This window comes from Nonomuraea turcica (assembly GCF_030718205.1).
Taxonomy (GTDB): Bacteria; Actinomycetota; Actinomycetes; order Streptosporangiales; family Streptosporangiaceae; genus Nonomuraea.
Map to the genome: position 1 here is coordinate 321,765 of NZ_JAUZQF010000002.1, position 23,313 is coordinate 345,077.

The following is a 23,313-nucleotide window of genomic DNA, read 5'->3' on the forward strand; positions in this document are numbered from 1 at the left end:
GAGAGCGATGACCGTCACCGAGCTTGCCCAGGCAAGGGAGCAGCCCGCACCACCACCGGATGCCGATGCGGCGGCGGGACCGAGCATGGCAGGTCTGCTGCGCCCGCATCTGTGGAGTTTCGCCGCCGTGGTGATCCTGCAGGTGATCGGTGCTGTGGCGGGTCTGGCGCCGCTGCTGGCGGTCGTCGAATTAGGTCGCGCTCTGTTGTCGCCCGGCCCGATCGATCATGGTCACGTCTGGATCGTGGTGGTCGCGGGCGCGGCAGGCTTGTTCGTCCGCCTGCTGGTCACCGCCGCCTCGTCCGGGATCGGGCACATGGTCGACGGCCAGGTGCAACTGGCGTTTCGCCGGCAGCTGGCCGCGCGGCTGGGGCGGGTGCCGATCGGCTGGTTCTCCCGGCGCCGGACCGGCGAGCTGGCCAAGGTGGTGGGAGAGGATGTGAGTGCGGTGCACCCGTTCATCGCCCACACCCCCGGCGAGCTCGTCTCCGCGTTCGTGGTGCCGCTGGTGTCGCTGATCTACTTGTTCACCATCGACTGGCGGCTGACGTTGATCACGCTGATCCCGGTGACGCTGGCCATAGCGCTGGTCCCGCTGATGATGGCCCCGGCCCGGCTGCGCGAGCAGGAGGAGTTCGATGCGGCCATGGGACGCATCGCCAGTTCCGTGGTCGAGTTCGTGCAAGGCATCTCGGTGGTCAAGGCGTTCGGGGGATCCGAACGCGCCCACCGCAAATTCCGTACGGCCGCGGACGATTTCGCCGACACCTTTCTCCGCTGGGCGCGCGGTCTGTCCGGGTTCGCCGCTGGGATGCAGCTGGCGCTGTCGCCACCGTTCGTGCTGCTGGTCGTGCTGATCGGCGGTGCGGCTCTGATCGCGAACGGTGGCCTGGCCTCGGTCGACCTGCTGCCCTTCCTGCTGCTCGGACTGGGCCTGACCGCGCCGGTGGCGGCTCTGGGCCACGGCTTCGACGACCTGCAGGCCGCCCGGCGCGCGCTCGGCCGGATCCGGGACGTGCTCGCAATCCCGTCGCTACCGGAGCCCGCGCACCCGCTCGCCCCACAAGGGCATCGGGTGGAACTGTGTGGCGTCCGATTCGGTTATGAAGACGATCACGAGGTTCTGCGCGGGATCGACCTGGTGCTCGAGCCGGGCACGGTCACCGCGCTCGTCGGGCCGTCGGGAAGCGGCAAGTCCACCCTGGTCCAGCTGCTGCCTCGGTTCTTCGACCCGACCCACGGCTCGGTCGTCCTGGGCGGCGTCGATCTGCGCGAGATCGGCAGCCGGGAGCTCTACCGGATGGTCTCCTTCGTCTTCCAGGACGTACGCCTGCTGCGCGCCTCGGTCGCGGACAACATCGCGCTGGCGGTGCCGCAGGCCGACCGCGATGACGTGGTGCGCGCCGCCCGCCTGGCGGGCATTCATGATCGGATTCTCGAGCTGCCGCGCGGATACGACACGGTGATCGGTGAAGAGGCCGGACTGTCGGGTGGCGAGGCCCAGCGGATCTCGCTCGCCCGCGCCCTGCTCGCCGACGCGCCCGTTCTGGTGCTCGATGAGGCGACCTCCTTCGCCGACCCGCAGACCGAACAGGCGGTGCGCCGGGCCCTGGCGACGCTGAAGGGCGATCGGACGATCCTGGTCATCGCCCATCGGCTGGAGACGGTCGCCGACGCCGACACCGTCGTGGTTCTGGAGAACGGGTCGATCGTCGAGCGCGGCAGGCCCGCCGAGCTGCTGGCACAGAACGGAACGTTCGCCGCGTTCTGGCGATCCCGAGGAGATGAGCCCCGATGATTCGCATGCTGCTACGCGTGCTGGGACACCACTACGCCCAGCCGGTGCGCCGCACCGTGGCCCTGATGACGACGACCGCGATAGCCGAGGGCTTGTCCTACGCGCTGCTGGTTCCGGTGCTGCGGGCACTGCTGGGCAGCACGCCCGCCGACGCCGTGCCGTGGCTGATCGCGTTCGGGGCGGCGATCGCGGCCTACGCGGTGCTGCGCTACCTCAGCGATCTGTCCGGTTTCCGCGTCGGGACCACGATGTTGCGTGGCATGTACCACCGGCTCGGCGATCACCTGGCCCGGCTGCCCCTCGGCTGGTACGACACCGGCCGGGTCGGGGAGGTGTCCGTCCTGGCCAGCCGCGGCCTCCTGCGGGCGATGAGCGTGATCGCGCATCTGCTGACACCGTTGATCTCCGCCTCTGTGACACCCCTGACGATCGTGGCCGTGATGCTCGCCTTCAACTGGCAGCTGGGCCTGGCCGCGTTGGCCGCCGCACCGATCGTGGCGGCCGTCCAGATCTGGACGGGACGCTCGACGGCCGCCACTGATGCCGAGCGCCACGAACGCGACAAGGAGGCCACCGGGCGTGTCATCGAGTACCTCCAGGCCCAGCCGGTGCTGCGAGCCGGCGGCCGGACCGTCGAACGCTTCAAGGTCCTCGACGACTCGCTGCGGGGTCTCCGGCGTGCCTCCCGGCGTAGCGTGCTGAAGGCGCTGCCCGGCGTCGTGGGCCTGACCCTCACGGTGCAGGTGATGTTCACCGTGGTGCTGGTCCTGGGCGCCTACCTCGCGCTCGGCGGGACCATCGGTGCGGCAGAAGTGTTGACCATCTTGGTGCTGGCCGCCCGCTGCGCCGACCCGCTGCTGTCGCTGACGGATATCGGCGGCCAACTCCGCAGCGCCCGCGCCGAGCTGGCCAGACTCGACACGGTCTTGCGCACCGAGCCGCTGCCGGAACCCCGCGAGCCGATCCAGCCCGAACGCCACCACCTGGAGTTCGAGTCCGTCACCTTCCAGCACGGCGACCGCACCGTGATCGACGACGTGTCGTTGTCCGTGCCCGAGGGACGGCGGCTCGCCGTCGTCGGACCCTCGGGCGCCGGCAAGAGCACACTGCTGCAGTTGCTCGCGCGGTTCTACGACGTGGACGCGGGCGCGGTACGCGTGGGCGGTGTGGACGTGCGGGCCATCGACATCGAGGTGTTGATGGCGCAGTTCGCCATCGTCTTCCAGGACGTCTACCTGTTCGACGGCACGATCGAGGAGAACGTACGGCTCGGCCGTCCCGATGCCGACGAGGCCGAGGTGCGGGCGGCAGCGACCGCAGCGAGACTGGACGAGGTGATCGAACGGCTGCCCGGCGGATGGGCGAGCAAGGTCGGCGAGGGCGGCGCACTGCTGTCGGGTGGTGAGCGCCAGCGTGTCTCGATCGCGCGAGCGCTGCTGAAGAACGCGCCCATCGTGCTGCTGGACGAGGTGACCTCCGCGCTCGACCCGGTGAACGAGGCGGCCGTCCACGAGGGCATCGAGCGCCTGATGGCGGGCCGGACGGTGGTGATGGTCGCGCATCGGGTGCGGACCGTTCAACGCGCCGATCGCATCGTCTTCCTGGACGACGGCCGGATCGTGGAGGAAGGCAGCCACGACGAGCTGCTGCGCCGCGACGGCCGCTACGCCGATTTCTGGACCATGTCCCTGACACCGGCGGCGAGTGAATGACGTACTAACCCGGCCTGACAAGCGCCAGGCCGGTTTTTTGCAATCGGTTGTTGCAGGATTAACGACGCGACCAGGCAAAATGGGTCGCGTCGTTTGCAGTTTTACCTAGATGTATTGACGTTTCGTTCATGTAACGCCACTGTGTCTGCAACCGGTTGTTGAGCGCAACGCGCAGAGAACGACACGCGTGACAGCACATCCACATAGCCACCCCCTGCGGGCTGGGCCTGGCGAGCTGAAGAACTGCAGAAGCGGGCTCTGCTTTGCCATGCCCTGAACCGACACCTCCACAGCACTCATACGAATGGAGCTGGACGTGCGCAGAAGAGAACATCTCGGCAGAAGGCTGACGGTCGTGCTGACCGCCGGGCTCGTCACCACGGGTGGCCTGCTGACCGTGCTCAACGCACCGGCCTCGGCAGCCCCATCCAACGGCAACTACATGCTGGTCAACGCCGGTAGCGCCCTGTGCGCCGCCGTACCCGGACCCAGCACCGGCGACGGCGTGCAACTCGTGCAGAGCTCCTGCGCCGAGACCGCCGGACAGATCTTCACGATCACCGCCTCCGGCGCCAACTATCAGATCAAGGCCGAGCACAGCGGCAAGTGCCTCGGCGTCCGCGACGCCTCCACCAGCGCCGGCAAGGCCGTACAGCAGGAAACGTGCACGGGCGCCGCCTCACAGACCTGGCAGCTCACCGTCTCCGGATCCCACTACCGCGTGGTCAACACCAACGGCGGCAAGTGCCTCAACGTCAAGGACAACTCCACCGCCGCCGGCGCCCTGTTACAACAGAACTCCTGCGACTCGGCGATCACCAAGCAGTGGACACTGCGGCCCGCGGGCAGCGGCGGTGGCCCGACCACCAGCCCCACACCCACCCCCACCCCGACCCCGACCCCGACCGTCACCCCCACCGGCGGCGGCACGCCGACCCCGTCCGCCGGCACGCTGTATGTGGCCCCCAACGGCACCGACAGCGCAGCAGGGACGCAGGCGAACCCGACGACGCTCACCTCGGCGATCACCCGCATCGCTCCCGGCGGGACGATCTACCTGCGCGGCGGGACGTACGCCTTCTCGCAGACGGTCACCATCGCGCCGGGCAACAACGGCACCTCCAGCGCCCGCAAGAAACTGTCCGCCTACCCGGGTGAGACTCCGGTGCTGAACTTCTCCGCCCAGAGCGAGGACCCGGCCAACCGCGGGCTTGCCGTGAACGGGTCGTTCTGGCACGTCTACGGCATCACCGTCGAGCGTGCCGGTGACAACGGCATCTTCGTCGGAGGCAGCAACAACATCTTCGAGCGCACGGTGACACGGTTCAACCGCGACACGGGCCTGCAGCTGTCGCGGACCGTCTCCGACACCCCCCGTGATCAGTGGCCGTCCAACAACCTCGTCCTGAGCGCGTTGTCGCACGACAACGCCGACTCCGACGGCGAGGACGCCGACGGCTTCGCCGCCAAGCTCACCGTCGGCTCCGGGAACGTCTTCCGCTACGCGGTGGCCCGCAACAACATCGACGACGGCTGGGACCTCTACACCAAGACGGACACGGGAGCCATCGGCGCGGTGACCATCGAGGACTCCCTGGCCTACAACAACGGCACCCTCAGCGACGGCAGCCAGGCCGGCAACGGCGACCGCAACGGCTTCAAGCTCGGTGGCGAGGATATCGGCGTCAACCACGTCGTCCGGCGCACCATCGCCTACCGCAACGGCAAGCACGGGTTCACCTACAACCGCAACCCCGGCACCATGTCGATAGCGAACAACGTCAGCATCGACAACACCGAGCGCAACTTCACGTTCGAGGCCGGCACCTCGGTGTTCCGCACCAACACCTCGTGTCGCAGCAGCAGCGGAACCAACGACAAGATCGTTGGTGACGCCGACAGCACGAACCAGTTCTGGTCCGGCTCGAACGGGTCCCGGTGCTCCTCCTACACCGGCACCCTGGGCTGGTCCTTCGCCTCCGACGGCCGCCTCGTCGTGACCTTCGGCGGCACCCCGGTAACCCCCTGACGGACTCAACCGCCTGACCGCCGCGGCAACCCGCCGCGGCGGAGGTATTTGACCACATTTGGGGTTATGGCTTCTTGGCGCGGGCAAGGGGTTCAGGGCAAGCGACAGGGCAACCTCTCCACGACCACTGACAGCTTCGCCGACCGAGGAGTCACCGTGCTCACGCTGACCGCGGACGCGGTCGCAGCAATCCGCGATCTGACATCACAACCGGAAACGCCGCCAGAAACCGGCCTGCGCATCGCATCGTTGTCCGTCGACGGGCCCGGCAGGTCTCTCGAACTGTCGATCTCGGGCGGACCACACCCCGACGATCAAATACTCGAATCCGAGGGCGTCCGGGTATATCTCGAACCGACCGCGGCCTCATTCCTGGACGACAAGACCCTCGACGCGGAGATGACGCAGGAGCACCAGCCGACCTTCCGGATCATCGACCAAACGACGTGACCGTGCGAGCGCCACCGTCACCCCACGTCACCTGGCCGGTGATGTATCACCAATGGTCAGAGATGACCTTCATCCACTGGCGCTATCCGCCCGCACGGGTGCAGGCCCTGTTGCCGGACGGCCTCACGGTCGAGATCTTCGACCGGGCGGCGTGGGTGGGGCTCACACCCTTTCTCATGCAAGGGGTACGGGTCCCCGGCGTCCCCGCGTTGCCGTGGCTGTCCCGATTCCCGGAGACCAACCTGCGGACGTACGTACGCGACGCTCGTGGCCGCTCCGGGATCTGGTTCCTGTCCTTGGACGCCGGACTCCTGCCGGCCGCCCTTGCCGGTCGTAGTGGCTATTGGCTGCCGTACTTCTGGTCGGACATGTCGGTGGACGCCAAGGACGGTCGTACCGTATACCGCTGCCGGCGACGCTGGCCGGGACCGTCCGGCGCGCGATGCGACGTGGAGGTGGAGGCGGGCGCGCCGCTGGCGGAGAGCGAACGCGACGAGCTCGCGCACTTCCTGACCGCCAGATTCCTGCTGTTCACCCTCGTGGCCGGCCGGCTGGCAGCCGCGCAGGTGGAGCACCCTGCGTGGCCGTTGTGCCAGGCTCGCCTGATCAGCCTGAAGGAAGATCTGGTGCAGGTCGCGGGACTGCCCGCCCCAGAAGGGGCTCCACTCCTGCACGCCTCTCCAGGAGTGCCGGCACGGGTGGGCATGTGGACCTGGTGACCGAGTGCGGGCGGGTGAGCGGGTCGCCGTAAGGCCGTTGGGCACCTCCAGGCCGCTGCGACACGCGCGGGCCGTACGGGAATGTGGTGCAGCTCACCGTTGCTGTTAACTTTCCTGACATGACGCCGTCCATGTGCCCGACTTACCGTCGGCGAGGCTCCACCCGCCTCAGGGAGGTTTGGTGATGGAACGTCGTCATTTCCTGCGCGCCTCGGTCCTCGGTGCGAGCACGATCGCCTTCTCCGGCAGTCTCTGGCAGGGAGCGGCTCTCGCCGCGCCGGCTCAGAACGCCCCCGGCCCTTACGGCCCCTTGGAAACCGCGGATGCCAACGGCATTCGCCTGCCCGCCGGCTTCACCAGCCAAGTCATCGCCCGCTCCGGCCGGGCCGTCGCCGGCACGTCGTACACCTGGCACAACGCCCCAGACGGAGGCGCGTGCTTCGCCGACGGCAGCGGCTGGATCTACGTGTCCAACTCCGAGATCAACCCGGGCGGCGGCGCCTCGGCCATCCGCTTCGACGCCGCCGGTGCCGTCACCTCGGCCTACCGGATCCTGTCCGGCACCCGGACGAACTGCGCGGGCGGCAAGACCCCCTGGAACACGTGGTTGTCGTGCGAGGAGGTCAGCCGGGGCTTCGTCTACGAGACCTACCCCTTCGGCGGCGCCGCCGTGCGACGCCCGGCCATGGGCCGCTTCAAGCACGAGGCGGCCGCCGCCGACCCGGTCCGACGAGTGATCTACCTGACCGAAGACGAAACCAACGGACGTTTCTACCGCTTCGTCCCCACGACCTGGGGCGACCTGTCATCGGGCACCCTGCAGGTCCTGATGGCGGGCTCCGCCACCTCAGGCTCCTTCACCTGGGCGGATGTCCCCGACCCCGACGGCTCGCCGACGGCCACGCGCAGCCAGGTGTCGCGTTCGAAGTCCTTCAACGGCGGCGAGGGCTGCCACTACGCCAACGACACGGTCTGGTTCACCACAAAGGGCGACAACCGGGTGTGGCAGGTCAACCTGACCAGCAACACCTACGAACTTGCCTACGACGACAGCCTCGTCAGCCCGGGGACGCCGCCGCTCACCGGCGTCGACAACGTCACCGGCTCCTCCTTCGGCGACCTTTATGTGGCCGAGGACGGCGGCAACATGGAGATCTGCCTGATCACTCCCGATGACACGATCTCCCCGTTCCTGCGGATCAACGGCCAGAGCTCGTCGGAGATCACCGGGCCGGCCTTCAACCCCGCCGGCAACCGGCTCTACTTCTCCTCCCAGCGCGGCACCTCGGGATCGTCGTCCGGCGGAATCACCTACTGCGTGACCGGCCCGTTCCGCACTTGAGCCGATCAGCCGTACGTTCGGGCAGCGTCACGCCCGCTGTCGAGTTGCGGCAGCACCTCCGCTGCGATCAAATCCAGGTGATCGAGATCAGCGAAGTCGAGCAGGCGCAGATGCACGCGGGTGGCGCCGATCGCGGCGAACTCGCCGATCCGGTCGACGAGCTGGGAGGGTGAGCCGATCACCGGATCCTCCGGCGGCAGCGCGCTCGGCACGTGCAACGGGGCCGCCCGGCGCCGGGCCTCCGCGTCGGTGCGCCCGATCGCGACGACGATCCCGGCGGAGAGCACCAGCGGAGCACGGCCGTCGCGAGGCCGGCCGATCCGCTCCTGCGCCTCGACGACGCGCTCGAACGCCTCTGCGGTCTCCGGCACGTTCCTGAACGGCAGGTTGAACTCGTCCGCGTAGCGGGCGGCGAGCCGCGGGGTGCGCTTCGGTCCACGGCCGCCGATTATGATCGGCGGCCAGGGCCGCTGCGCCGGCCTGGGCAGGGCAGGGGCGTCGCTGAGCCGGTAGTTCTTGCCGTGGTGGCTGAACCGGCCGCCGGGCGGCGTGGCCCACAGCCCCGTGATGATGGCGAGCTGCTCCTCCAGCCGGTCGAAGCGCTCACCGACCGGGGGGAACGGGATGCCGTAGGCGATGTGCTCCCGCTCGTACCAGCCCGTGCCGATGCCGAACTCCACCCGGCCGCCGCTCATCTGGTCCACCTGCGCGACGATCATCGCGAGGGGCCCGGGCAGCCGGAAGGTCGCCGAGGAGACCAGCGTGCCCAGCCGGATCCGGGAGGTCTCCCTGGCCAGGCCGGCCAGAGTCACCCAGGCGTCCGTGGGGCCGGGCAGGCCGCCCTCGAGCTCCATGGACCGGTAGTGGTCGGCGCGCAGGAAGCCCTCGAAGCCGCCGTCCTCGGCCAGCCGCGCCATCCGCAGCTGATCGTCGTAGGTGGCGCCGCGATGCGGCTCGGTGAAGACGCACACGCGCATGCTCACTGTCCCCTCTCCCGGGCCACCGCGGACGTGCCCCACCCCACCAGCAGCTCGTGCAGATCGGCGCTGCATCGTGCGACCTCTTCGAAATGGGCGTTGCGGCCCAGGGTCCGGGGGCGCGGGATGCGGATGTCGACCACCTCCCGGATTCGTCCCGGACGCGGGGTGAGAACCACCACCCGGTCGGCCAGGAGCACCGCCTCATCGATGGAGTGGGTGACGAAGACGATGGTCAGCGCGTTCTCCATGTGCACGCGCTGCAACTCCACCGACAGTTCCTCACGGGTGATCGCGTCGAGCGCGGAGAAGGGCTCGTCCATCAGCATCACCCGGGGGTTGCCGACCAGCGACCGGCAGAGGGCGACCCGCTGCTGCATGCCGCCGGACAGCTCGTGCGGCAGGCGCTTCTCGAAGCCGGCCAGCCCGGCCATCTCCAGAAGTCGCAGGGCGCGCTCACGATGCGCCGCCCGGCGCCAGCCGAAGATCTCCACCGGGAGCAGCACGTTGTCGATGACCGACCGCCAGGGCAGCAGCGCCGGCCGCTGGAAGAGCATCGCGATGTCGCGCCGCGCCTTGGTAACCTCCACGCCAGCGACCGTGATCTCGCCTTCGGTCGGCGGCAATAAACCGGCGACAAGCCTCAGAAGTGTAGATTTACCGCATCCCGATCGGCCGACCAGAGCGACGAACTCGCCCTCGGCCACGGTCAGGTCGATGCCGCGCAGCGCCTCCACGATCCCGGATCGTCCACTGAAACTGCGGGAAACCCCAGCCAGCTCAATCATGCGCGCAGCTCTCCATCTGACTGCGGTTTTAATCCAGTCGAACCAGAGTATACGGATTGACAGGAAATGGAAGTCTTATGGCTTAGATGCCATTTGTTGTATTATTCACCGCGATTTCCATCTGAGGCTCAGGCATCTCGTACGCTGTCCGCGACAGCTGCCAAGCGACATCACCTCACCCATGGTCTCCCGGCTCCAGCCCCGAACGTCCCTTCGCAGGCCGATCGGCGTCGGATGAAAGGAAGCGGTGCATGAGCAGGCTCACCCGTACTGTCGCCACACTCACCTTGACCTGCACATTCCTCATTGCTTGCAGCAATCCCGACAGTCAACAGCAGACATCGCCTTCTAGCAATAAACCACTAGAAAAGGTGACTTATCTGACCTCGTTCGGCAACTTCGGGCGGGACGCGTACGCCTGGGTAGCGAAGGACAAGGGGTTCTTCCGCGAGGCCGGCCTTGACGTGGACATCAAGCCCGGAGGCGGTACGGGCGACAACATTGCGAAGATCGAGGCCGGAGCGGCGATGTTCACCCCGGTCGATCTCACCGGCCTCCTGCTGGCGCGCGGCAACGGCGGCGCCAAGAGCGTCGTCGTGGTGGCCGGAATCCAGCAGCGCACCATGGCCGCGCTCATCAGCCTCCAAGGCAACGGGATCGCCAAGCCGAAGGACCTGGAGGGCAAGACACTGGCCGACAGCCCGGGATCGGTGGTGCGCAACCTCTTCCCCACCTACGCCAAGCTGGCCGGCGTCGACGCGACGAAGGTCACCTGGGTCAACGGCGCACCCGCGAACCTCATCGGCCTGCTGGCCAGCGGCACCGTGGCGGGCATCGGCCAGTTCGTCGTGGGCGAGCCGACGGTGGAGTCGGTGGCCAAGGGCAAGCAGGCGGTCGTGCTTCCCTACAGCGAGGTGATGAGTGATCTCTACGGCAATGTGTTGATCACTACGACCAAGATTGCCCAGGAGCAGCCGGACCTGGCCAAGCGTTTCATCGGGGCCTTGATGAAGGGGCTCGTCCACAGCATCGACAACCCGGACGAGGCCGGACAAATCCTGCAGAAGAACGTACCGGCCTCGGCGCCCGCTCCCGCCGCCGCCGAACTCACCCTGATGAGTGCCTTCGTCCGGCCGGACGGCGCCGCCAACGTGGTCGGCACGATCGATACGAACCGGGTCGCCGGCAGTATCAAGCTTCTCCAGGACGCCGACGCCATGCCGGCCGGGCTGACCCCCGACCAGCTCATCAGCGCAGACCTGACGCCGAAGCCCTGACCGGACGAGGAGCACGTGACATGGCCGAGGCGGGCGACACCCCACTCGCGAGACGTGTCGTTCCCCACGGGAGCGCGGCGGTCACGGCGGTGGGGTGGCCCGCTCTCGGGCTCGCGGTCGCGATCGGCGGCTGGTGGCTGGTCACCTCGGCGTTCCCCCTCGTCCATCCGGCGGTGCTGCCACCACCCTCCGAGGTCCTGACCGCTTTCCAGGTGAAGTCGGCGGAGCTGATCAGCGGGCTGGCCATGACGACGCTGGAGACGGTGGCCGGCTTCCTCATCTCCGTGGTCGCCGGCGTGCTGATCGGGCTGCTCCTGGCCGCCTCGCGGGCGGCCGAGCGGATGTTCTCGCCCCTGCTGGTGGCGATCAACGCGGTGCCGAAGATCGCGCTCGGGCCGCTGCTGGTCGTCTCGCTCGGCTGGGGGCAGCGGCCGATCCTGACCATGGTCTTCCTCCTCTCCTTCTTCCCGATCGTGCTCTCCACCGCGACCGGCCTGACCTCGACGCCCGCCGAACTCGCCGAGCTGGCCCGATCCCTGGACGCCTCCCGCTGGCAGACCTTCCGCAAAGTACGGTTTCCGGCCGCGCTGCCGCACATCTTCGTCGGGCTGAAGGTCGCCATGCCGCTGGCCGCGATCGGCGCTGTGATCGGCGAGTTCCAGGCCGGCGAGGGCGGCCTCGGCTACCAGATCGTCCAGTACAGCGGCATCGCCGACAGCGCCACCGCCTGGGCGGCGATCACCCTGCTGGCCGCGATGAGCGTCGCGCTCTACTCCGCCCTTGTGCTGGTCGAGCGCCTGGCGTTGCCCTGGGTGCGGGAGACCACGTCGGAGCGCTGACGCCCTGCCCTCCATGTGAACCGCCAGGCGGCACACCCTTGACCAGACTTAAACAAGAATCCATGATAAGTGGCCATGCGATACCGAGCCATCCCCTTACTCTGCGTTACTCTGCTGCTCGCACCCTTCGCACCCTTCACGCCGGCGGCCATGGCCGGTCCGAACGCTGCGCAGCTATGGGTCGAGAGTCCGCAAAAGACCGTCTATCGCACGACGACGGTCCCCCAGAGCCGGAACACCTCCATCAACCTCGTGGCCGCCCGCGGTGAATACGAGAGCGCGCAGATCGCCGTGCGCGCGAAAGAACGGCTGCGCGTCGAGCGCGTCCGCTTCGGCGACCTGACCGCAGGCGGCAAGCAGCGGATCGCGAGGGCCAACCTGAGCTACCGCTTCGTTACCTACAAGGACGACGGCAAAGTCGCGGCGAACCCGTTCTTCCCCGACCGTGAGGGCAACCTGCTCTATCCCGAGTCGCCCATGCCGGACCCGCTGTCCAACGACCAGGCGACCTGGGTCGAGGCCGGCCAGACTCAGCCCGTCTTCGTGACCGGCTTCGTGCCACGCGGCACGGCGCCCGGCACCTATCGCGGCACGGCGACGGTCGAGACGAGCCGGGGGGACTACTCGGTCCCGATCCAGCTCAGCGTGCACAACGTCGAGATCCCCACGATCGACAAGTCACCGTTCACCAACTACCACTGGACGATGACGAACGGTTTCACCTGGGACGGCTTCAGCTGGAACGGTGCCGCGACCGCCCAGGCCTACGACGTCGGCAAGTATTACTACGGCGTCGACACCTACAGCGACGCGTGGTTCGACCTCATGGACGAGTTCGCACGCAAGCTCGCCGAATATCGCACCAACATGGTCTGGCTCCGCACGGACCTGTTCCTGCAGTCCACCGGCACGGAGCTGTCGGAATTCGTCAAGGGAATCCCGGACGAGATCGACTGGACGAACTTCGACCGCTACGTCGAGGCGTTCAAGCGGCACGGGATCACCAACTTCGCGAACCAGCATCTCATTCACGCGCTGAACAAGATGCCGGACAACGAAAAGCCCAGCGACAGCTGGAACACCAAGCTGCCGGACAGTCTGCCGGTCACCGACGCCTTCCTGACGAACTACCTGACCGCGCTGCACGAGCACCTGAAGAGCAAGGGCTGGACGAACGGTCTGACGTGGTATCAGCACATTCGCGACGAGCCCATCACCGCCGACCAGCGCAACCTCTGGACCTACGTCGCGCGCAAGATTCAGCAGATCAATGCCGATATCGGCGCCGATTTCCGCACCATGGACGCCGACCCCGACGGCATCCTGCTCGACGACAGGACCAAGCCCTATGTCGACACCTGGGTTCCGCTGACCCCGGCATTCGAGCACAAGAAGGCCGGCTACAAGGCACAGCAGGCCGCGGGTCAGGACCTGTGGGTCTACACGTGTGAGGTCAACACTCCCCCGTGGCTCAACCGGTTCTGGACGCAGCCGACGATGACCGGCCGCATGCTGTTCTGGGACCTCGAGCGCGAGGGCGTGCAGGGTCATCTGCACTGGGCGTGGAACGCGTGGTACGTGGGCCCCTGGAAGGGCGACTCCTACATCGTCTATCCCGACAGGGCGAACATGACGGTGAAGAGCAGCCTGCGGCTCGAGGCACATCGCGATGGTCTCGAGGACTACGAGCTCCTCAACATCCTGCGCAAGCGCAACCCGGTCGTGGCGCAGCAGATCGTCGACAGCGCGATCAGCCCGGAGGACCCGCGGCGCTACACGCTCGACCCGGCCTATCTCGACACTCTGCACAGCTACCTCGTGCGGGCGGCCGCCGGCGAGATTGCCGGCGCGATTCCCCAGCCGACAAGCCCCTATGAGGGGCAGGACGTCCCGGACACCTTCCTGCTCGACAGCACCGATGGCAGCATCGGCTACTCAGCCGGCTGGGCGCCGCGGCAGCGGCAGTCCGCCTACCTCGGCAGCGTCCACCTCAGCAAGACGGCCGGCGACAAGGCGACCTACGAGTTCGAGGGCACCGGTATCGACGCGTTCTTCGAGAAGAACACGACGACCGGAAAGGCGTCCGTGTCGGTCGACGGTGGGCCGGCGACGGTGATCGATCTCTACGAGGCGGTCCCCTACGACCGCGTCACCGCCTATCGAAAGACCGGGCTGACACCGGGCAAGCACCGGATCGAGATCACCAACCTCGAGAACAAAGAGGTGCGGTTCGACGGATTCCGCGTGCATCTCGCGCCTGGGCAGCAGCACTTCGACGCGACGTTGAAGGACCTGAAGCTCACCAACGTCGCGGAATTCACCTTCGAGGGGCATCGCGGTGACTATGCGCTGCTCGTCAACCAGGGGGCGAGCACCGTCGCCCTGACCCCGACGCTGACCGACGCCGGCGGCACGATCACCGTCGATGGCAGCGCCGTCGCCAACGGGGCGACCGTCGACGTCAACGTGGCGAACGGCAAGAACAAGGTCGAGATCCGCACGTTGGCAAGCGATGGCAAGACCTCGAAGGCCTATGAGCTCACGCTCGTGAAGGGCGCGGTGAACACGGCGGAGGCCAACATCGCCCGCAGCTCTTCGGCGGTGTCGGCGTCGGCGGCCCGAGATGGCGATGGCGGCGTGCAATACGGCCCGCAGAAGATGGCCGACGGCGACTACGGCACGATGTTCGCCGCCAAGCAGGGCTACACCGACGCGAACCCGTTCCCGCACGAGATCGTGCTGGACTGGGACGAGCCGAAGGCGTTCAACACGCTCGTGGTCGCGACCCGTGGTGGCATTCCGCAGGGCCTGACCGACGTCGACGTCGAGGTCTCGGCCAACGGCAGCGACTGGACGACCGCCGCGCGGGGCGTCGCGTTCCGGTGGACGCACGACGATGACGACGGAGTCATGGAGTATTCGGTCGCCGATCTTCCCGACCTGCAAGGCGTCAGGAAGCTGCGGTTGAAGATCAACGATGCGAACTACACCCGCTGGAGCATGTATGCCGTCTATGAGCTGGAGCTCTACAACCTGCCGGCGTTGCGTTCGGTGACCAGCACCCAGACCAGGTAGCCGCCGATGAGGGCCCGTCGCCCGGGTCAGGCGACGGGCCCTCATCGTCAAGAGGACGGCTTCGGGAGCGGAGCGTCGAAGTCGTAGAGGCGGGCGTCGACGCGATCGAGCGCGCGCCGTATCGCACCCAGGACCACAGCCTGCTCCCCCAGATCGGAGATCGCCACCGCGGGAGGTTCGAGGCAGAACGGGTCCAGATGCCGCCGCACCGGCCCAAGCAGGACGTCGCCCGAGCGCGAGACGCCACCACCGAGCACCACCAGTTCGGGATCCACGGTCAGCACCAGGGCGGCGATGCCTTCCGCCAGGTCGCGCGCGTATTGCTCGACCGCCCACTGCGCGGCGGGCTCGCCGGATCTAGCCGCGGCGAAGACCTGGGCGGCGGCGTCCCGTGCCGGCGTGCCGGGCGGCAGGCCCTGGAAGCCGGTGAGATGGACGGGCGCGCGGTGCCAGCCGAGCAGCGGCAGCGCGCCGATCTCGCCCGCGCCGCCCCTGGCGCCTTTGTGCAGCTTGCCGTTGACCAGGATGCCCGCACCGGTGCGCACGCCGGCCAGCACGAACACCAAGTCGTCGACGCTGCCTGCCTGGCCGCGCCAACGCTCGGCGAGCGCGGCGAGGTTGCAGTCGTTCTCCACCAGCACGGGGCAGTCGAAGTCGGCGCGCAGCTCGCCCGCCAGATCGACGCCGGTCCACTCGGGCAGGCCGACCGACAGCTTCACCACGCCCTCAGGGGTCACCACGCCGGTGGTGCCCACGCAAACAGCGGCGATGCCGTCGGCGGTCAGCCCGCCGGCCTCCAGCGCGGCCGCGATCGCTGTCCTGAGTCCCTCCAGGCGCTCGGCGCGGCCGGCGGTGGAGGCGATCTGCTCGTCGTGCGCGGCCACGACCGTGCCCTCCAGATCGGCGACGCTGGCCCTGAGCGTGTAGGAGCCGATGTCGATCCCGAGCACGTGGCCGCCCGTCGCGTGGAAGGCGAACAACCTGGCCGGCCGCCCCATCTGGCCGCTCTCCGGTGGCAGCTCCCTGAGCCAGCCCGCCGCCAGCAGCTCCTCGACCAGGCCCTCGACGGTCGGTCTGGAGAGGGCGGCCCGCTTGGCGAGGTCGGTCAGCCCGAGCGGCCCCTGTGAGCGCACCGTGCGGAGCGTCGTCACGAGATTGATCCGGCGAAGCCGCGAGGTGTCGCCACCACGGATTGTCACGCTGGCCCCCTTGACAGATGCTGGCAGAGAGAAATAAAAACATCCTTCATTAGTAATGTACTACGCGTAGGGGGATGTTGATGGTCACTCTTGCCGTGATTGGGGCGGGCCTGCGAGGCAGCGGTTACGCCAGGCTGGCCCGCGAAGGCGGGCTCGCCGAGGTCGTTGCCGTGGCCGAGCCTGACCAGGACAGGCGGTCCGACTTCGCGGCCGAGCACGGCATCCCCGTCGAGCGCGCCTTCGCCGACTGGCGGGACCTGCTGGCCGGCGAGCGGCTGGCCGACGCGGTGATCGTGGCCACGCAGGACCGCCTGCACCTCCAGCCCGCCGTACGAGCGGCCGAGCTGGGTTACCACATCCTGCTGGAGAAGCCGATGGCGCCGACGGAGGAGGACGCCGCGGCCATCGCCGAGGCCGCCGACCGCAACGGCGTGATCCTGGCGGTCTGCCATGTGCTGCGCTACGCGCCCTACACCAGGAGGCTCAAGGAGCTCCTGGACGAGGGCAGGATCGGCCAGATCATGAACATCCAGCACCTGGAGCAGGTCGGCTGGTGGCACCAGGCACACTCCTTCGTGCGGGGGAACTGGCGAAACGAGGCCGAGTCGGCCCCGATGCTACTCGCGAAGGCCTGCCATGACCTCGATTGGATCGTGCACATCAAGGGTGAGATGCCCGAGCGGGTCTCCTCCTTCGGCAAGCTCGTCCACTTCACCAAGGAGAGCAGGCCGGCAGGGGCTGCCGACCGGTGCCTGGACTGCTCGATCGAACCCACCTGCCCCTACTCGGCCAGGCAGTTGTACATGGAGTGCCTCGCCGATCCGGACCGGCACATCTGGCCGCTCGGCGCGATCACCCGCGATTTCACCGAGGAGGGCGTGCTCACGGCGCTGCGTGAAGGCCCGTACGGCAGATGCGTCTACGCCTGCGACAACGACGTGGTCGACAGCCAGGTCGTGATCATGGAGTTCGCCGACGGCACGAGCGCCACCTGTACCATGACCGCGTTCGGCGCGCTCGAGCACAGGAAGACGAGGATCTTCGGCACGCACGGCTCCATCGAGTGCGACGGCGAGACGCTCCGCGTCCACGACTTCCTTACCGATGAGGTGTCGGTGATCGACGCCCTCGCCGGAGCGGACGCCTCGGCCGCCTCCGGGCACGGAGGAGGTGACGGAGCGCTGCTGGAGGCGTTCGTCGCCGCCGTCCGCGACAACAATCCGGGCTTGGTCTCGACCGATGCACAAGCCAGCCTCGCCACGCACCGGGTGGTCTGGGCCGCGGAACAAGCCAGGCACACCCGAACCGTCGTCTCGATAGGAAAGGCCCCCCACCATGCGTAAAATGACGGCTCTCCTCCTGATCGGTGCCCTCGGCCTGGCCGCCTGCGGCAAGAAGAACAGCGGCGAACCCGCCCAGCAGTCCCTGTCCTACCGCTCGTCCTGGGGCGCGGCGGAGCCCCAGGCGAAGATCATCAAGACGATCCTCGACGATTTCGCCAAGGAGACCGGCACCAAGGTCGACCTGAAGTTCGTCGGCCGCACCGGCAACGAGAACCTCAACGCCGAGATGGCCTCGGGCCAAGGCCCCGACCTGTTCGACACCACCACCGGCGACATCGACACCCTGACCGCCCAGCAGATCATCGGCCCGCTGGACGACCTGGAGAACGCGCAGGTCCCCGGCGAGGGCAAGACGGTCAAGGAGGTGCTCCCCGAGCCGGTACGGCGGGCCTCCTCCGGCAAGAACGGCCTGGCCTACCTTCCGCACACGATCATCTCCACCGCCGTCTGGTACGACGCGGCCAAGCACCCCGGGCTGAACCCGCAGACCTGGGAGGAGTTCATCGCCTTCCTCGATGAGTCCAAGAAGGCCGGCCGTACCCCGATCGGCCAGGACGGCACCATCGCCTTCTACAACGTTTACTGGTTCTACGCCCTGCTGGTGGGCGCCAACGGCGCAGGGAGCCTCGCCGAGCTGGCCAAGGATCCCGCCAACTGGGACAAGCCTCAGGTGCTCGACACGGCGAAGAAGGTCGAGCAGCTCGCCCAGGGCGGCTACTTCCAGCGGGACTTCATGGCGACCAAGTTCCCCGCCGCGCAGAACGCCTGGGCGCAGGGCACCTACGACCTGAACCTCAACGGCACCTGGCTGGCCAGCGAGGTCCAGCCCCAGCTGGCTCCCGGCTTCAAGGTCGCCTCGTTCCAGATCCCCGCAGGCGGCAAGAGATCCATCGAGGTGGGAACCCTCGGCTGGGGCGTGAACGCCAAGGGCAAGAACGTCGAGACGGCCAAGAAGTTCCTGGCGTTCGCACTGCAGAAGAAGTACATGGAGCAGATCTCCACGGTGGCGCTGAACATCCCCTCGCGTGGTGACGTGCCCGCGCCCGCGCACATGGCCGACGTGCAGAAGGCGGTGCTGGAGGCCAAGGAGACGCACCTGAGCTACGACTACGCGGGTGCCGACAAGACCTGGTGGGGCGACATGTTCCTGCCGCTGAGCGACAAGCTGCTCTCCGGCAAGATCGACGCGACCACGTTCGTCCGCGAGGGCAAGAAGCACACGGCCGAGCACCTGGCGAACGGGTGAAGACCTACGAACGGGCCTTCTGGCCCTTCCTACTGCCCGCTCTCCTCGTCTACACCCTGCTGTTCGTCGCGCCCTCGCTGTTCGGGATCTGGGTCAGTCTCACCAAATGGTCGGGACCCGGCTCGGAGATGACCTGGCGCGGGCTGGACAACTACGTGGCGCTGCTGCACAACGAGGTCTTCGCCACGGCCTTCACCAATACCTTCGTGATGGCCATCGTCGGCGGCGCCCTGATCTTCGGCTTCACCTTTCTCGCCATGGTCGTGCTCAGGCAGCTCAAGGGGCGGGCCTTCATCCGGGCCGTCGTCTTCCTGCCGATGGTCATCTCGATCATCGCAATCGGCGCGGCGGTGGGCTTCCTGCTCAACCCGGAGGGCGCGGTCAACACCGTGCTCGAGTGGTTCGGCCTGGACCCGCAGCCCTGGCTCGGCCCCGAGATGGTGCTGCGCTGCATCGTGGGTGGGCTGGTCTGGTCGAGCACCGGCTTCTACGTCGCGCTGATGATGTCGGCCGCCGACGCCATCCCGGCGCACGTGTACGAGGACGCCCAGCTCATCGGGGCCACCAAATGGGAGCAGTTCTGGCACATCACCTTGCCGTTGACCTGGGACGTCTTCGCCGTTTCCGCCGTGCTCTGGGTGGTCGGCAGCCTGAAGATCTTCGACATCGTGCTGGCCTTCACCACCGCGGGCACCGCCGCCGCACCGCCGATCCCCGCCCGGACGATCGCGGTGCAGCAGTACATCGTGGTGAAGGGCGCCGGCCTGCCGGACCTCGGAAGCGCGGCGGCCATGGGCGTGATGACGCTGCTCGTAACGGCCGTGCTGATCGTGCTGACCCGGCGCATCACCAGGCGTGAGCGAGTGGAGCTGTCATGAGACGTCTGATCGGGGACATTCTGCTGCCCCGGGCAACGGCCGTCGCGCTGTGGGCCTGGGTGGCCTTCAACCTCGCCCTGATCGGGTGGGTGGGCATGCAGTCGCTGAAGGACTCGCGGGACGTGTGGCTGAATCCCTTCGCGCTGCCGGAGACCCCGCGATGGGACAACTTCAGCTCGGCGTGGCAGGCGGCCGAATTCTCCGCCGCGGCCTTGAACAGCGTGATGCTGACCGGGTTCGGCGCCGTGTTGATCGTGGCGGTGTCCGCCCCCGCCGCCTATGTGCTGGCACGCTCGAGCCGGCGTGTCGCCGGCCCCACGATCAGCTATTTCGCGATGGGGCTGAGCATCCCGCTGCAGACGATCCTGGTGCCGATCGTCGTGGTCAAGCTGTCGGTCTACACGTTCATGGAGGACTGGGTCACCGGCTGGTGGGACAACCGCATCACCTTGCTGGTCTTCCAGGTGGCGCTGTCGGTGCCCTTCGCGGTGTTCGTGCTCACCGGGTATATGCGCTCGCTGCCGCACGAGATCGAGGAGGCGGCCGAGATCGACGGCGCCGGCCCACTCCGCGCGTTCGTCCAGGTCATCATGCCCGTGGCCAGGCCGGGCCTGACCACCGTGCTGGTGCTCAACGTCATGGGCCTGTGGAACGAGACTCTGCTCGCCCTGCTGATCGCCCCCCTCCCCGAGGAACGCAACCTGCCTGCCGCCCTCCTCGGTTTGTACAGCAGCATGCAATACAGCTCTGACTGGGGCGGCATGTTCGCGGGCATCGTGATCCTGGTCTACCCCATGATCGTGCTCTACGTCTGGCTGGGCCGCCGCATCGTCGACGGCATGACGGCCGGCATCAGCAGATGACCCGCCGCGTGCGGTTCGAAGCCCTGCTCACCGTGAGGATCGCGACGTCATCGCGCGGGGCCGCCCCCGTGAAGTGCCGCAGGTCGGCGTCCAGCGTCTCGGCGAGGTCGGCCGCCGGCGGCGCAAGGGCCCACCCGCGCAGGCGCTCCTCCAGCGGATAGAACGCGCCGCCGCGATCGCGGGCCTCGGTGACGCCGTCCGTGCACAGCAGCAGCGTCGCCCCTTCGGGAAAGGAGAACCGCGTGCCGCGGGGCGGCCCGGCCACCAGCCCCGCCAGGCCGAGGGGGACGGCCGGCTCGCCGAGCTCCGCCTGGTAGGCGTCGCCGTCGTGGATGACGTACGGCGCGATGTGCCCGCAGTTGACCGCCTCCACCCCCAACGCCTGCCCGATGTCGAGCACCAGGGCGGTGACCATCCGCTCGTGGTCGCCGGTCCGCGTGGCGAAGGCGTTCTGCCTGGCCACGGCCGATTCCATGGCGTCCACGACCCCGGCGAGCGTCTCCTCGCGGTACGCCGCCTCCCTGAAGGCCCCCAGCACGGCCAGCGCGGTGCCGATCGCCGGCAGCCCCTTGCCCTGCACGTCCATGATCAGGACCCGGGTGCCGTACGGCGAGTCGGCCACCTCGTACATGTCGCCGCCCACCATCGCGTCCTCCTCCACCGGTTGGTAGAGGCCGTCCACGACCACGTCACCGGTGCGCAGCGGCAGCGGGCGCACGATCTGCCGCTGCAGCGCGGCCGCCGCGGAGCGCAGCCGGCGCACCTCCTCCTCACGACGCACCCGATACCGGCACCCGAGCACGGCCATCACGCCGAACACCGCGGTGAACCCGGTCGCCAGCAGATTGTCGTCCAGGCTCTCGCCCAGGTAGGCCAGGGTGCCCGCGATCACCAGCACCACCCACGCCGACGCGGCGGCCGTCTGCCGCACGGTGCCCAGCGCCGCGACGATCGCCGGCAGGAAGATCAGCAGCGGGGGCAGCCGCACGTCCGTCGCCGCGAACACGTCCAGAGCGACCACGGCCACGGTGACGCCCACGATCCCCGCTGCCAATACCGGCGTCGAGAATGCGCGCCGGTCTCCGTCATCCTTCACGACCGTGATCGTGCCCAGACGAACCTCTCACGATGCCGCTATGCAGGCACGACAGGTGGATGACCTTGAACGGGAACGCCTGGCTCAGGCGCCGCGATGGACGACGTGCCCGCCGGTCACCGTGAGGCGTACCGGCGCCTCGGCGACTTCGTCAGGGGGCGACTCGACGGGGTCGAGCCCCAGCGCGGTCAGATCGGCCCGGAACCCCGCGGCGATGCGGCCGGCGACGGCGGCCTCGCCGGCGGCGAGCGCCGCGTGTGTGGTGCAGCCTTCCAGGGCCTGCAGGCCCGAGAGTCCCGGCCGAGAGGAGGCCGCGCCCCGGGGCGCGCGTGCGGTCGCCAGGACGGCGCGCGCGTCGTAGGGGGCGATGGGCCAGTCCGAGCCGAGCGCGACGACCGCGCCGGCATCGCGCAGGTCCCGCAGGCGCCAGGCCCGGGAGGCGCGCGCCTCCCCGAGCCGGACGGACCATTGGTCGGACCGGTCGGCGCGGGTGTAGCCGGTGTGCGGTGGCTGCAGGGAGGCGATGACGCCCAGGCGGGCGAACCGTGCCACCGTGTCGTCGGGCACCGATTCGATGTGCTCCACGCGATGGGCGAGGCGGCCTCCGGGCCCGAGCGATTCGACAGTGTCGAGAACGTGGCGTACGGCCGCGTCCCCGATCGCGTGAGTGGCCGTCCGCACCCCGGCGCGGTGCAGGAAGCGCACGGCGTGGCTGTAGGCGGCGGGGTCGGGCCAGAACGCTTCGGTGCCCTGTCCGTGGCAGTCCGGATGCTCCAGCCAGGCCGTGCCGCCCTCCACTGTGCCGTCCATGAAGAGCTTCACCCCGCCGACCCGCCAGTGCCGTCCCCTGCGGCTCTGCAGCGCGACGAGTTCCTCCAGGGCCTCGCTGCCGTCGCCGGGCATGCACCAGGGGGCGAAGCGCAGCCGCAGCGGCAGGACGCTCTCCTGCGCCATGGCGTCGACCAGGCCGAGGTCGCCGAGGTCCATGACGTGCGCCCCGGTCAGTCCAGTGGCGGCCATGGCGGACAGCAGCTCGAGCAGGCGGACGCGCCGCTCCGCGTACGACGGCTTGGGCATGACGGCCGTGACCAGGTCCATCGCGGCGTGCTCGACGAGATGTCCGGTCAGCCGTCCGCCGGCGTCGGTGGCGATGTGCGAGCGCTGGGCGAACGCCCGGGGGCCGGTGATGTCCGCCGCCTTGAGCGCGGCCGCGGTGACGAGGGCCGAGTGGCCGTCGTACAGGCGCAGGAAGGCAGGGGCACCGTCCAGGACGTCCTCCACCAGAGCGCGGTCGATGGGCCGGCCGCCGAAGACGTTGTGGTCCAGGCCGAAGCCGACGACCCAGCCGTCGGTTCGCTCTGCCCCGGTGAGCGCCGCCCGTAGCCCGTCGAGGTCGCGGACCTCGGTCAGGTCGAGACCGGTGGCCATCTCGAGCCCCCACACGGGATGGCTGTGGCTGTCGACCAGGCCCGGCACCAGCCAGGCGCCGGCCAGGTCGACGATCTCCGTGCCGGGTCCGCGCCAGGGGGCGACGTCCCCCGCGTCGCCGACGGCGGCGATCAGCCCGTCGCGTACGGCGACCGCGGAGGCATACGGACGCCCGGGGTCGAGGGTGCGGACGCGGGCGCCGGTGATGACGAGGTCGGCGGTGGGCATGCGGGGAGAGTCTCCTTGGCTGGTCG

18 protein-coding genes are annotated in these 23,313 nt (G+C 68.6%); 13 read left to right on the forward strand and 5 right to left on the reverse strand.

The features are described from left to right. Positions 1-7 precede the first annotated feature (7 nt). From Q9G87_RS07180 to Q9G87_RS07205, 6 genes are all read left to right on the forward strand, one after another. Positions 8-1,798: an ABC transporter ATP-binding protein gene (locus Q9G87_RS07180; RefSeq protein ID WP_305915409.1), complete on the forward strand. Its 1,791-nt coding sequence runs from the start codon at positions 8-10 to the stop codon at positions 1,796-1,798. Next, positions 1,795-3,510, forward strand: coding sequence for an ABC transporter ATP-binding protein (locus tag Q9G87_RS07185; protein ID WP_305915410.1), 1,716 nt, complete (start codon positions 1,795-1,797; stop codon positions 3,508-3,510). The genes Q9G87_RS07180 and Q9G87_RS07185 overlap by 4 nt, the downstream gene beginning before the upstream one ends. 316 nt (positions 3,511-3,826) lie before the next feature. Then, positions 3,827-5,539 carry an RICIN domain-containing protein gene (locus Q9G87_RS07190; RefSeq protein WP_305915411.1) on the forward strand — a complete coding sequence of 571 codons (1,713 nt, stop codon included), beginning with the start codon at positions 3,827-3,829 and terminating at the stop codon, positions 5,537-5,539. A 156-nt stretch (positions 5,540-5,695) separates the two neighbouring features. After that, positions 5,696-5,989: a Fe-S cluster assembly protein HesB gene (locus tag Q9G87_RS07195; protein WP_305915412.1), complete on the forward strand. Its 294-nt coding sequence runs from the start codon at positions 5,696-5,698 to the stop codon at positions 5,987-5,989. A gap of 62 nt (positions 5,990-6,051) precedes the next feature. After that, positions 6,052-6,708, forward strand: a complete 657-nt coding sequence (locus Q9G87_RS07200) for a YqjF family protein (protein ID WP_305915413.1) — start codon at positions 6,052-6,054, stop codon at positions 6,706-6,708. A gap of 184 nt (positions 6,709-6,892) precedes the next feature. Continuing rightward, entirely contained in the window at positions 6,893-8,050 is a 1,158-nt protein-coding gene (locus tag Q9G87_RS07205; RefSeq protein ID WP_305915414.1) for an alkaline phosphatase PhoX, read from the forward strand. Between the two features lie 5 nt (positions 8,051-8,055). On the opposite strand, the gene Q9G87_RS07210 is transcribed toward Q9G87_RS07205, so the two are convergent. Next, on the reverse strand, positions 8,056-9,027 hold the full coding sequence (locus Q9G87_RS07210) for an LLM class F420-dependent oxidoreductase (RefSeq protein ID WP_305915728.1): 972 nt from the start codon (positions 9,025-9,027) through the stop codon (positions 8,056-8,058). A gap of 2 nt (positions 9,028-9,029) precedes the next feature. Beyond that, positions 9,030-9,815 (reverse strand): ABC transporter ATP-binding protein, encoded by a 786-nt coding sequence (locus Q9G87_RS07215; protein WP_371825742.1) that lies wholly within the window; start codon positions 9,813-9,815, stop codon positions 9,030-9,032. Between the two features lie 251 nt (positions 9,816-10,066). On the opposite strand from Q9G87_RS07215, the gene Q9G87_RS07220 reads away from it, so the two are divergent. The 3 genes from Q9G87_RS07220 (at position 10,067) to Q9G87_RS07230 (ending at position 15,006) form a co-directional block, all read left to right on the forward strand. Further along, a complete protein-coding gene (locus Q9G87_RS07220) occupies positions 10,067-11,092 on the forward strand; it encodes an ABC transporter substrate-binding protein (RefSeq protein WP_305915416.1) in 1,026 nt (341 codons plus the stop codon). Between the two features lie 20 nt (positions 11,093-11,112). Beyond that, complete coding sequence (locus Q9G87_RS07225) at positions 11,113-11,931, forward strand: ABC transporter permease (RefSeq protein WP_305915417.1); 819 nt, start codon at positions 11,113-11,115, stop codon at positions 11,929-11,931. Between the two features lie 150 nt (positions 11,932-12,081). Then, positions 12,082-15,006 carry a glycoside hydrolase domain-containing protein gene (locus Q9G87_RS07230; protein WP_305915418.1) on the forward strand — a complete coding sequence of 975 codons (2,925 nt, stop codon included), beginning with the start codon at positions 12,082-12,084 and terminating at the stop codon, positions 15,004-15,006. Positions 15,007-15,053: 47 nt separating this feature from the next. Here the strand turns inward: Q9G87_RS07230 and Q9G87_RS07235 are convergent, their stop codons facing one another. Continuing rightward, complete coding sequence (locus Q9G87_RS07235) at positions 15,054-16,205, reverse strand: ROK family transcriptional regulator (protein WP_305915419.1); 1,152 nt, start codon at positions 16,203-16,205, stop codon at positions 15,054-15,056. 80 nt (positions 16,206-16,285) lie between these two features. Between Q9G87_RS07235 and Q9G87_RS07240 the strand changes: the two genes are divergently transcribed. From Q9G87_RS07240 to Q9G87_RS07255, 4 genes are read left to right on the forward strand one after another with little or no spacing between them, the layout of a single operon-like run. Continuing rightward, positions 16,286-17,548 carry a Gfo/Idh/MocA family protein gene (locus tag Q9G87_RS07240; protein WP_371825743.1) on the forward strand — a complete coding sequence of 421 codons (1,263 nt, stop codon included), beginning with the start codon at positions 16,286-16,288 and terminating at the stop codon, positions 17,546-17,548. A gap of 1 nt (position 17,549) precedes the next feature. Further along, on the forward strand, positions 17,550-18,794 hold the full coding sequence (locus Q9G87_RS07245; protein ID WP_305915421.1) for an ABC transporter substrate-binding protein: 1,245 nt from the start codon (positions 17,550-17,552) through the stop codon (positions 18,792-18,794). Beyond that, positions 18,791-19,672, forward strand: coding sequence for a carbohydrate ABC transporter permease (locus Q9G87_RS07250; protein WP_305915422.1), 882 nt, complete (start codon positions 18,791-18,793; stop codon positions 19,670-19,672). Before Q9G87_RS07245 ends, Q9G87_RS07250 begins: the two co-directional genes overlap by 4 nt. Then, positions 19,669-20,535 (forward strand): carbohydrate ABC transporter permease, encoded by an 867-nt coding sequence (locus Q9G87_RS07255; protein WP_305915423.1) that lies wholly within the window; start codon positions 19,669-19,671, stop codon positions 20,533-20,535. The genes Q9G87_RS07250 and Q9G87_RS07255 overlap by 4 nt, the downstream gene beginning before the upstream one ends. Here the strand turns inward: Q9G87_RS07255 and Q9G87_RS07260 are convergent. Together Q9G87_RS07260 and Q9G87_RS07265 are read right to left on the reverse strand one after the other, a co-directional pair. Continuing rightward, entirely contained in the window at positions 20,525-21,631 is a 1,107-nt protein-coding gene (locus Q9G87_RS07260) for a PP2C family protein-serine/threonine phosphatase (RefSeq protein ID WP_305915424.1), read from the reverse strand. The two genes, Q9G87_RS07255 and Q9G87_RS07260, sit on opposite strands and share 11 nt — an antisense overlap. Positions 21,632-21,715: 84 nt before the next feature. Then, positions 21,716-23,287, reverse strand: coding sequence for an amidohydrolase (locus tag Q9G87_RS07265; RefSeq protein ID WP_305915425.1), 1,572 nt, complete (start codon positions 23,285-23,287; stop codon positions 21,716-21,718). Positions 23,288-23,313 lie beyond the last annotated feature (26 nt).

What these genes read in the sequence shown, in the direction of transcription:
- Q9G87_RS07180 (WP_305915409.1), top strand. Translation starts at nt 8, where the DNA reads ATGACCGTCACCGAGCTTGCCCAGGCAAGGGAGCAGCCCGCACCACCA.
- Q9G87_RS07200 (WP_305915413.1), top strand. Translation starts at nt 6,052, where the DNA reads ATGACCTTCATCCACTGGCGCTATCCGCCCGCACGGGTGCAGGCCCTG.
- Q9G87_RS07255 (WP_305915423.1), top strand. Translation starts at nt 19,669, where the DNA reads ATGAGACGTCTGATCGGGGACATTCTGCTGCCCCGGGCAACGGCCGTC.
- Q9G87_RS07225 (WP_305915417.1), top strand. Translation starts at nt 11,113, where the DNA reads ATGGCCGAGGCGGGCGACACCCCACTCGCGAGACGTGTCGTTCCCCAC.
- Q9G87_RS07245 (WP_305915421.1), top strand. Translation starts at nt 17,550, where the DNA reads ATGACGGCTCTCCTCCTGATCGGTGCCCTCGGCCTGGCCGCCTGCGGC.
- Q9G87_RS07185 (WP_305915410.1), top strand. Translation starts at nt 1,795, where the DNA reads ATGATTCGCATGCTGCTACGCGTGCTGGGACACCACTACGCCCAGCCG.
- Q9G87_RS07265 (WP_305915425.1), bottom strand. Translation starts at nt 23,287, where the DNA reads ATGCCCACCGCCGACCTCGTCATCACCGGCGCCCGCGTCCGCACCCTC.
- Q9G87_RS07240 (WP_371825743.1), top strand. Translation starts at nt 16,286, where the DNA reads ATGGTCACTCTTGCCGTGATTGGGGCGGGCCTGCGAGGCAGCGGTTAC.
- Q9G87_RS07220 (WP_305915416.1), top strand. Translation starts at nt 10,067, where the DNA reads ATGAGCAGGCTCACCCGTACTGTCGCCACACTCACCTTGACCTGCACA.
- Q9G87_RS07205 (WP_305915414.1), top strand. Translation starts at nt 6,893, where the DNA reads ATGGAACGTCGTCATTTCCTGCGCGCCTCGGTCCTCGGTGCGAGCACG.
- Q9G87_RS07215 (WP_371825742.1), bottom strand. Translation starts at nt 9,815, where the DNA reads ATGATTGAGCTGGCTGGGGTTTCCCGCAGTTTCAGTGGACGATCCGGG.
- Q9G87_RS07230 (WP_305915418.1), top strand. Translation starts at nt 12,082, where the DNA reads ATGGCCGGTCCGAACGCTGCGCAGCTATGGGTCGAGAGTCCGCAAAAG.
- Q9G87_RS07210 (WP_305915728.1), bottom strand. Translation starts at nt 9,027, where the DNA reads ATGCGCGTGTGCGTCTTCACCGAGCCGCATCGCGGCGCCACCTACGAC.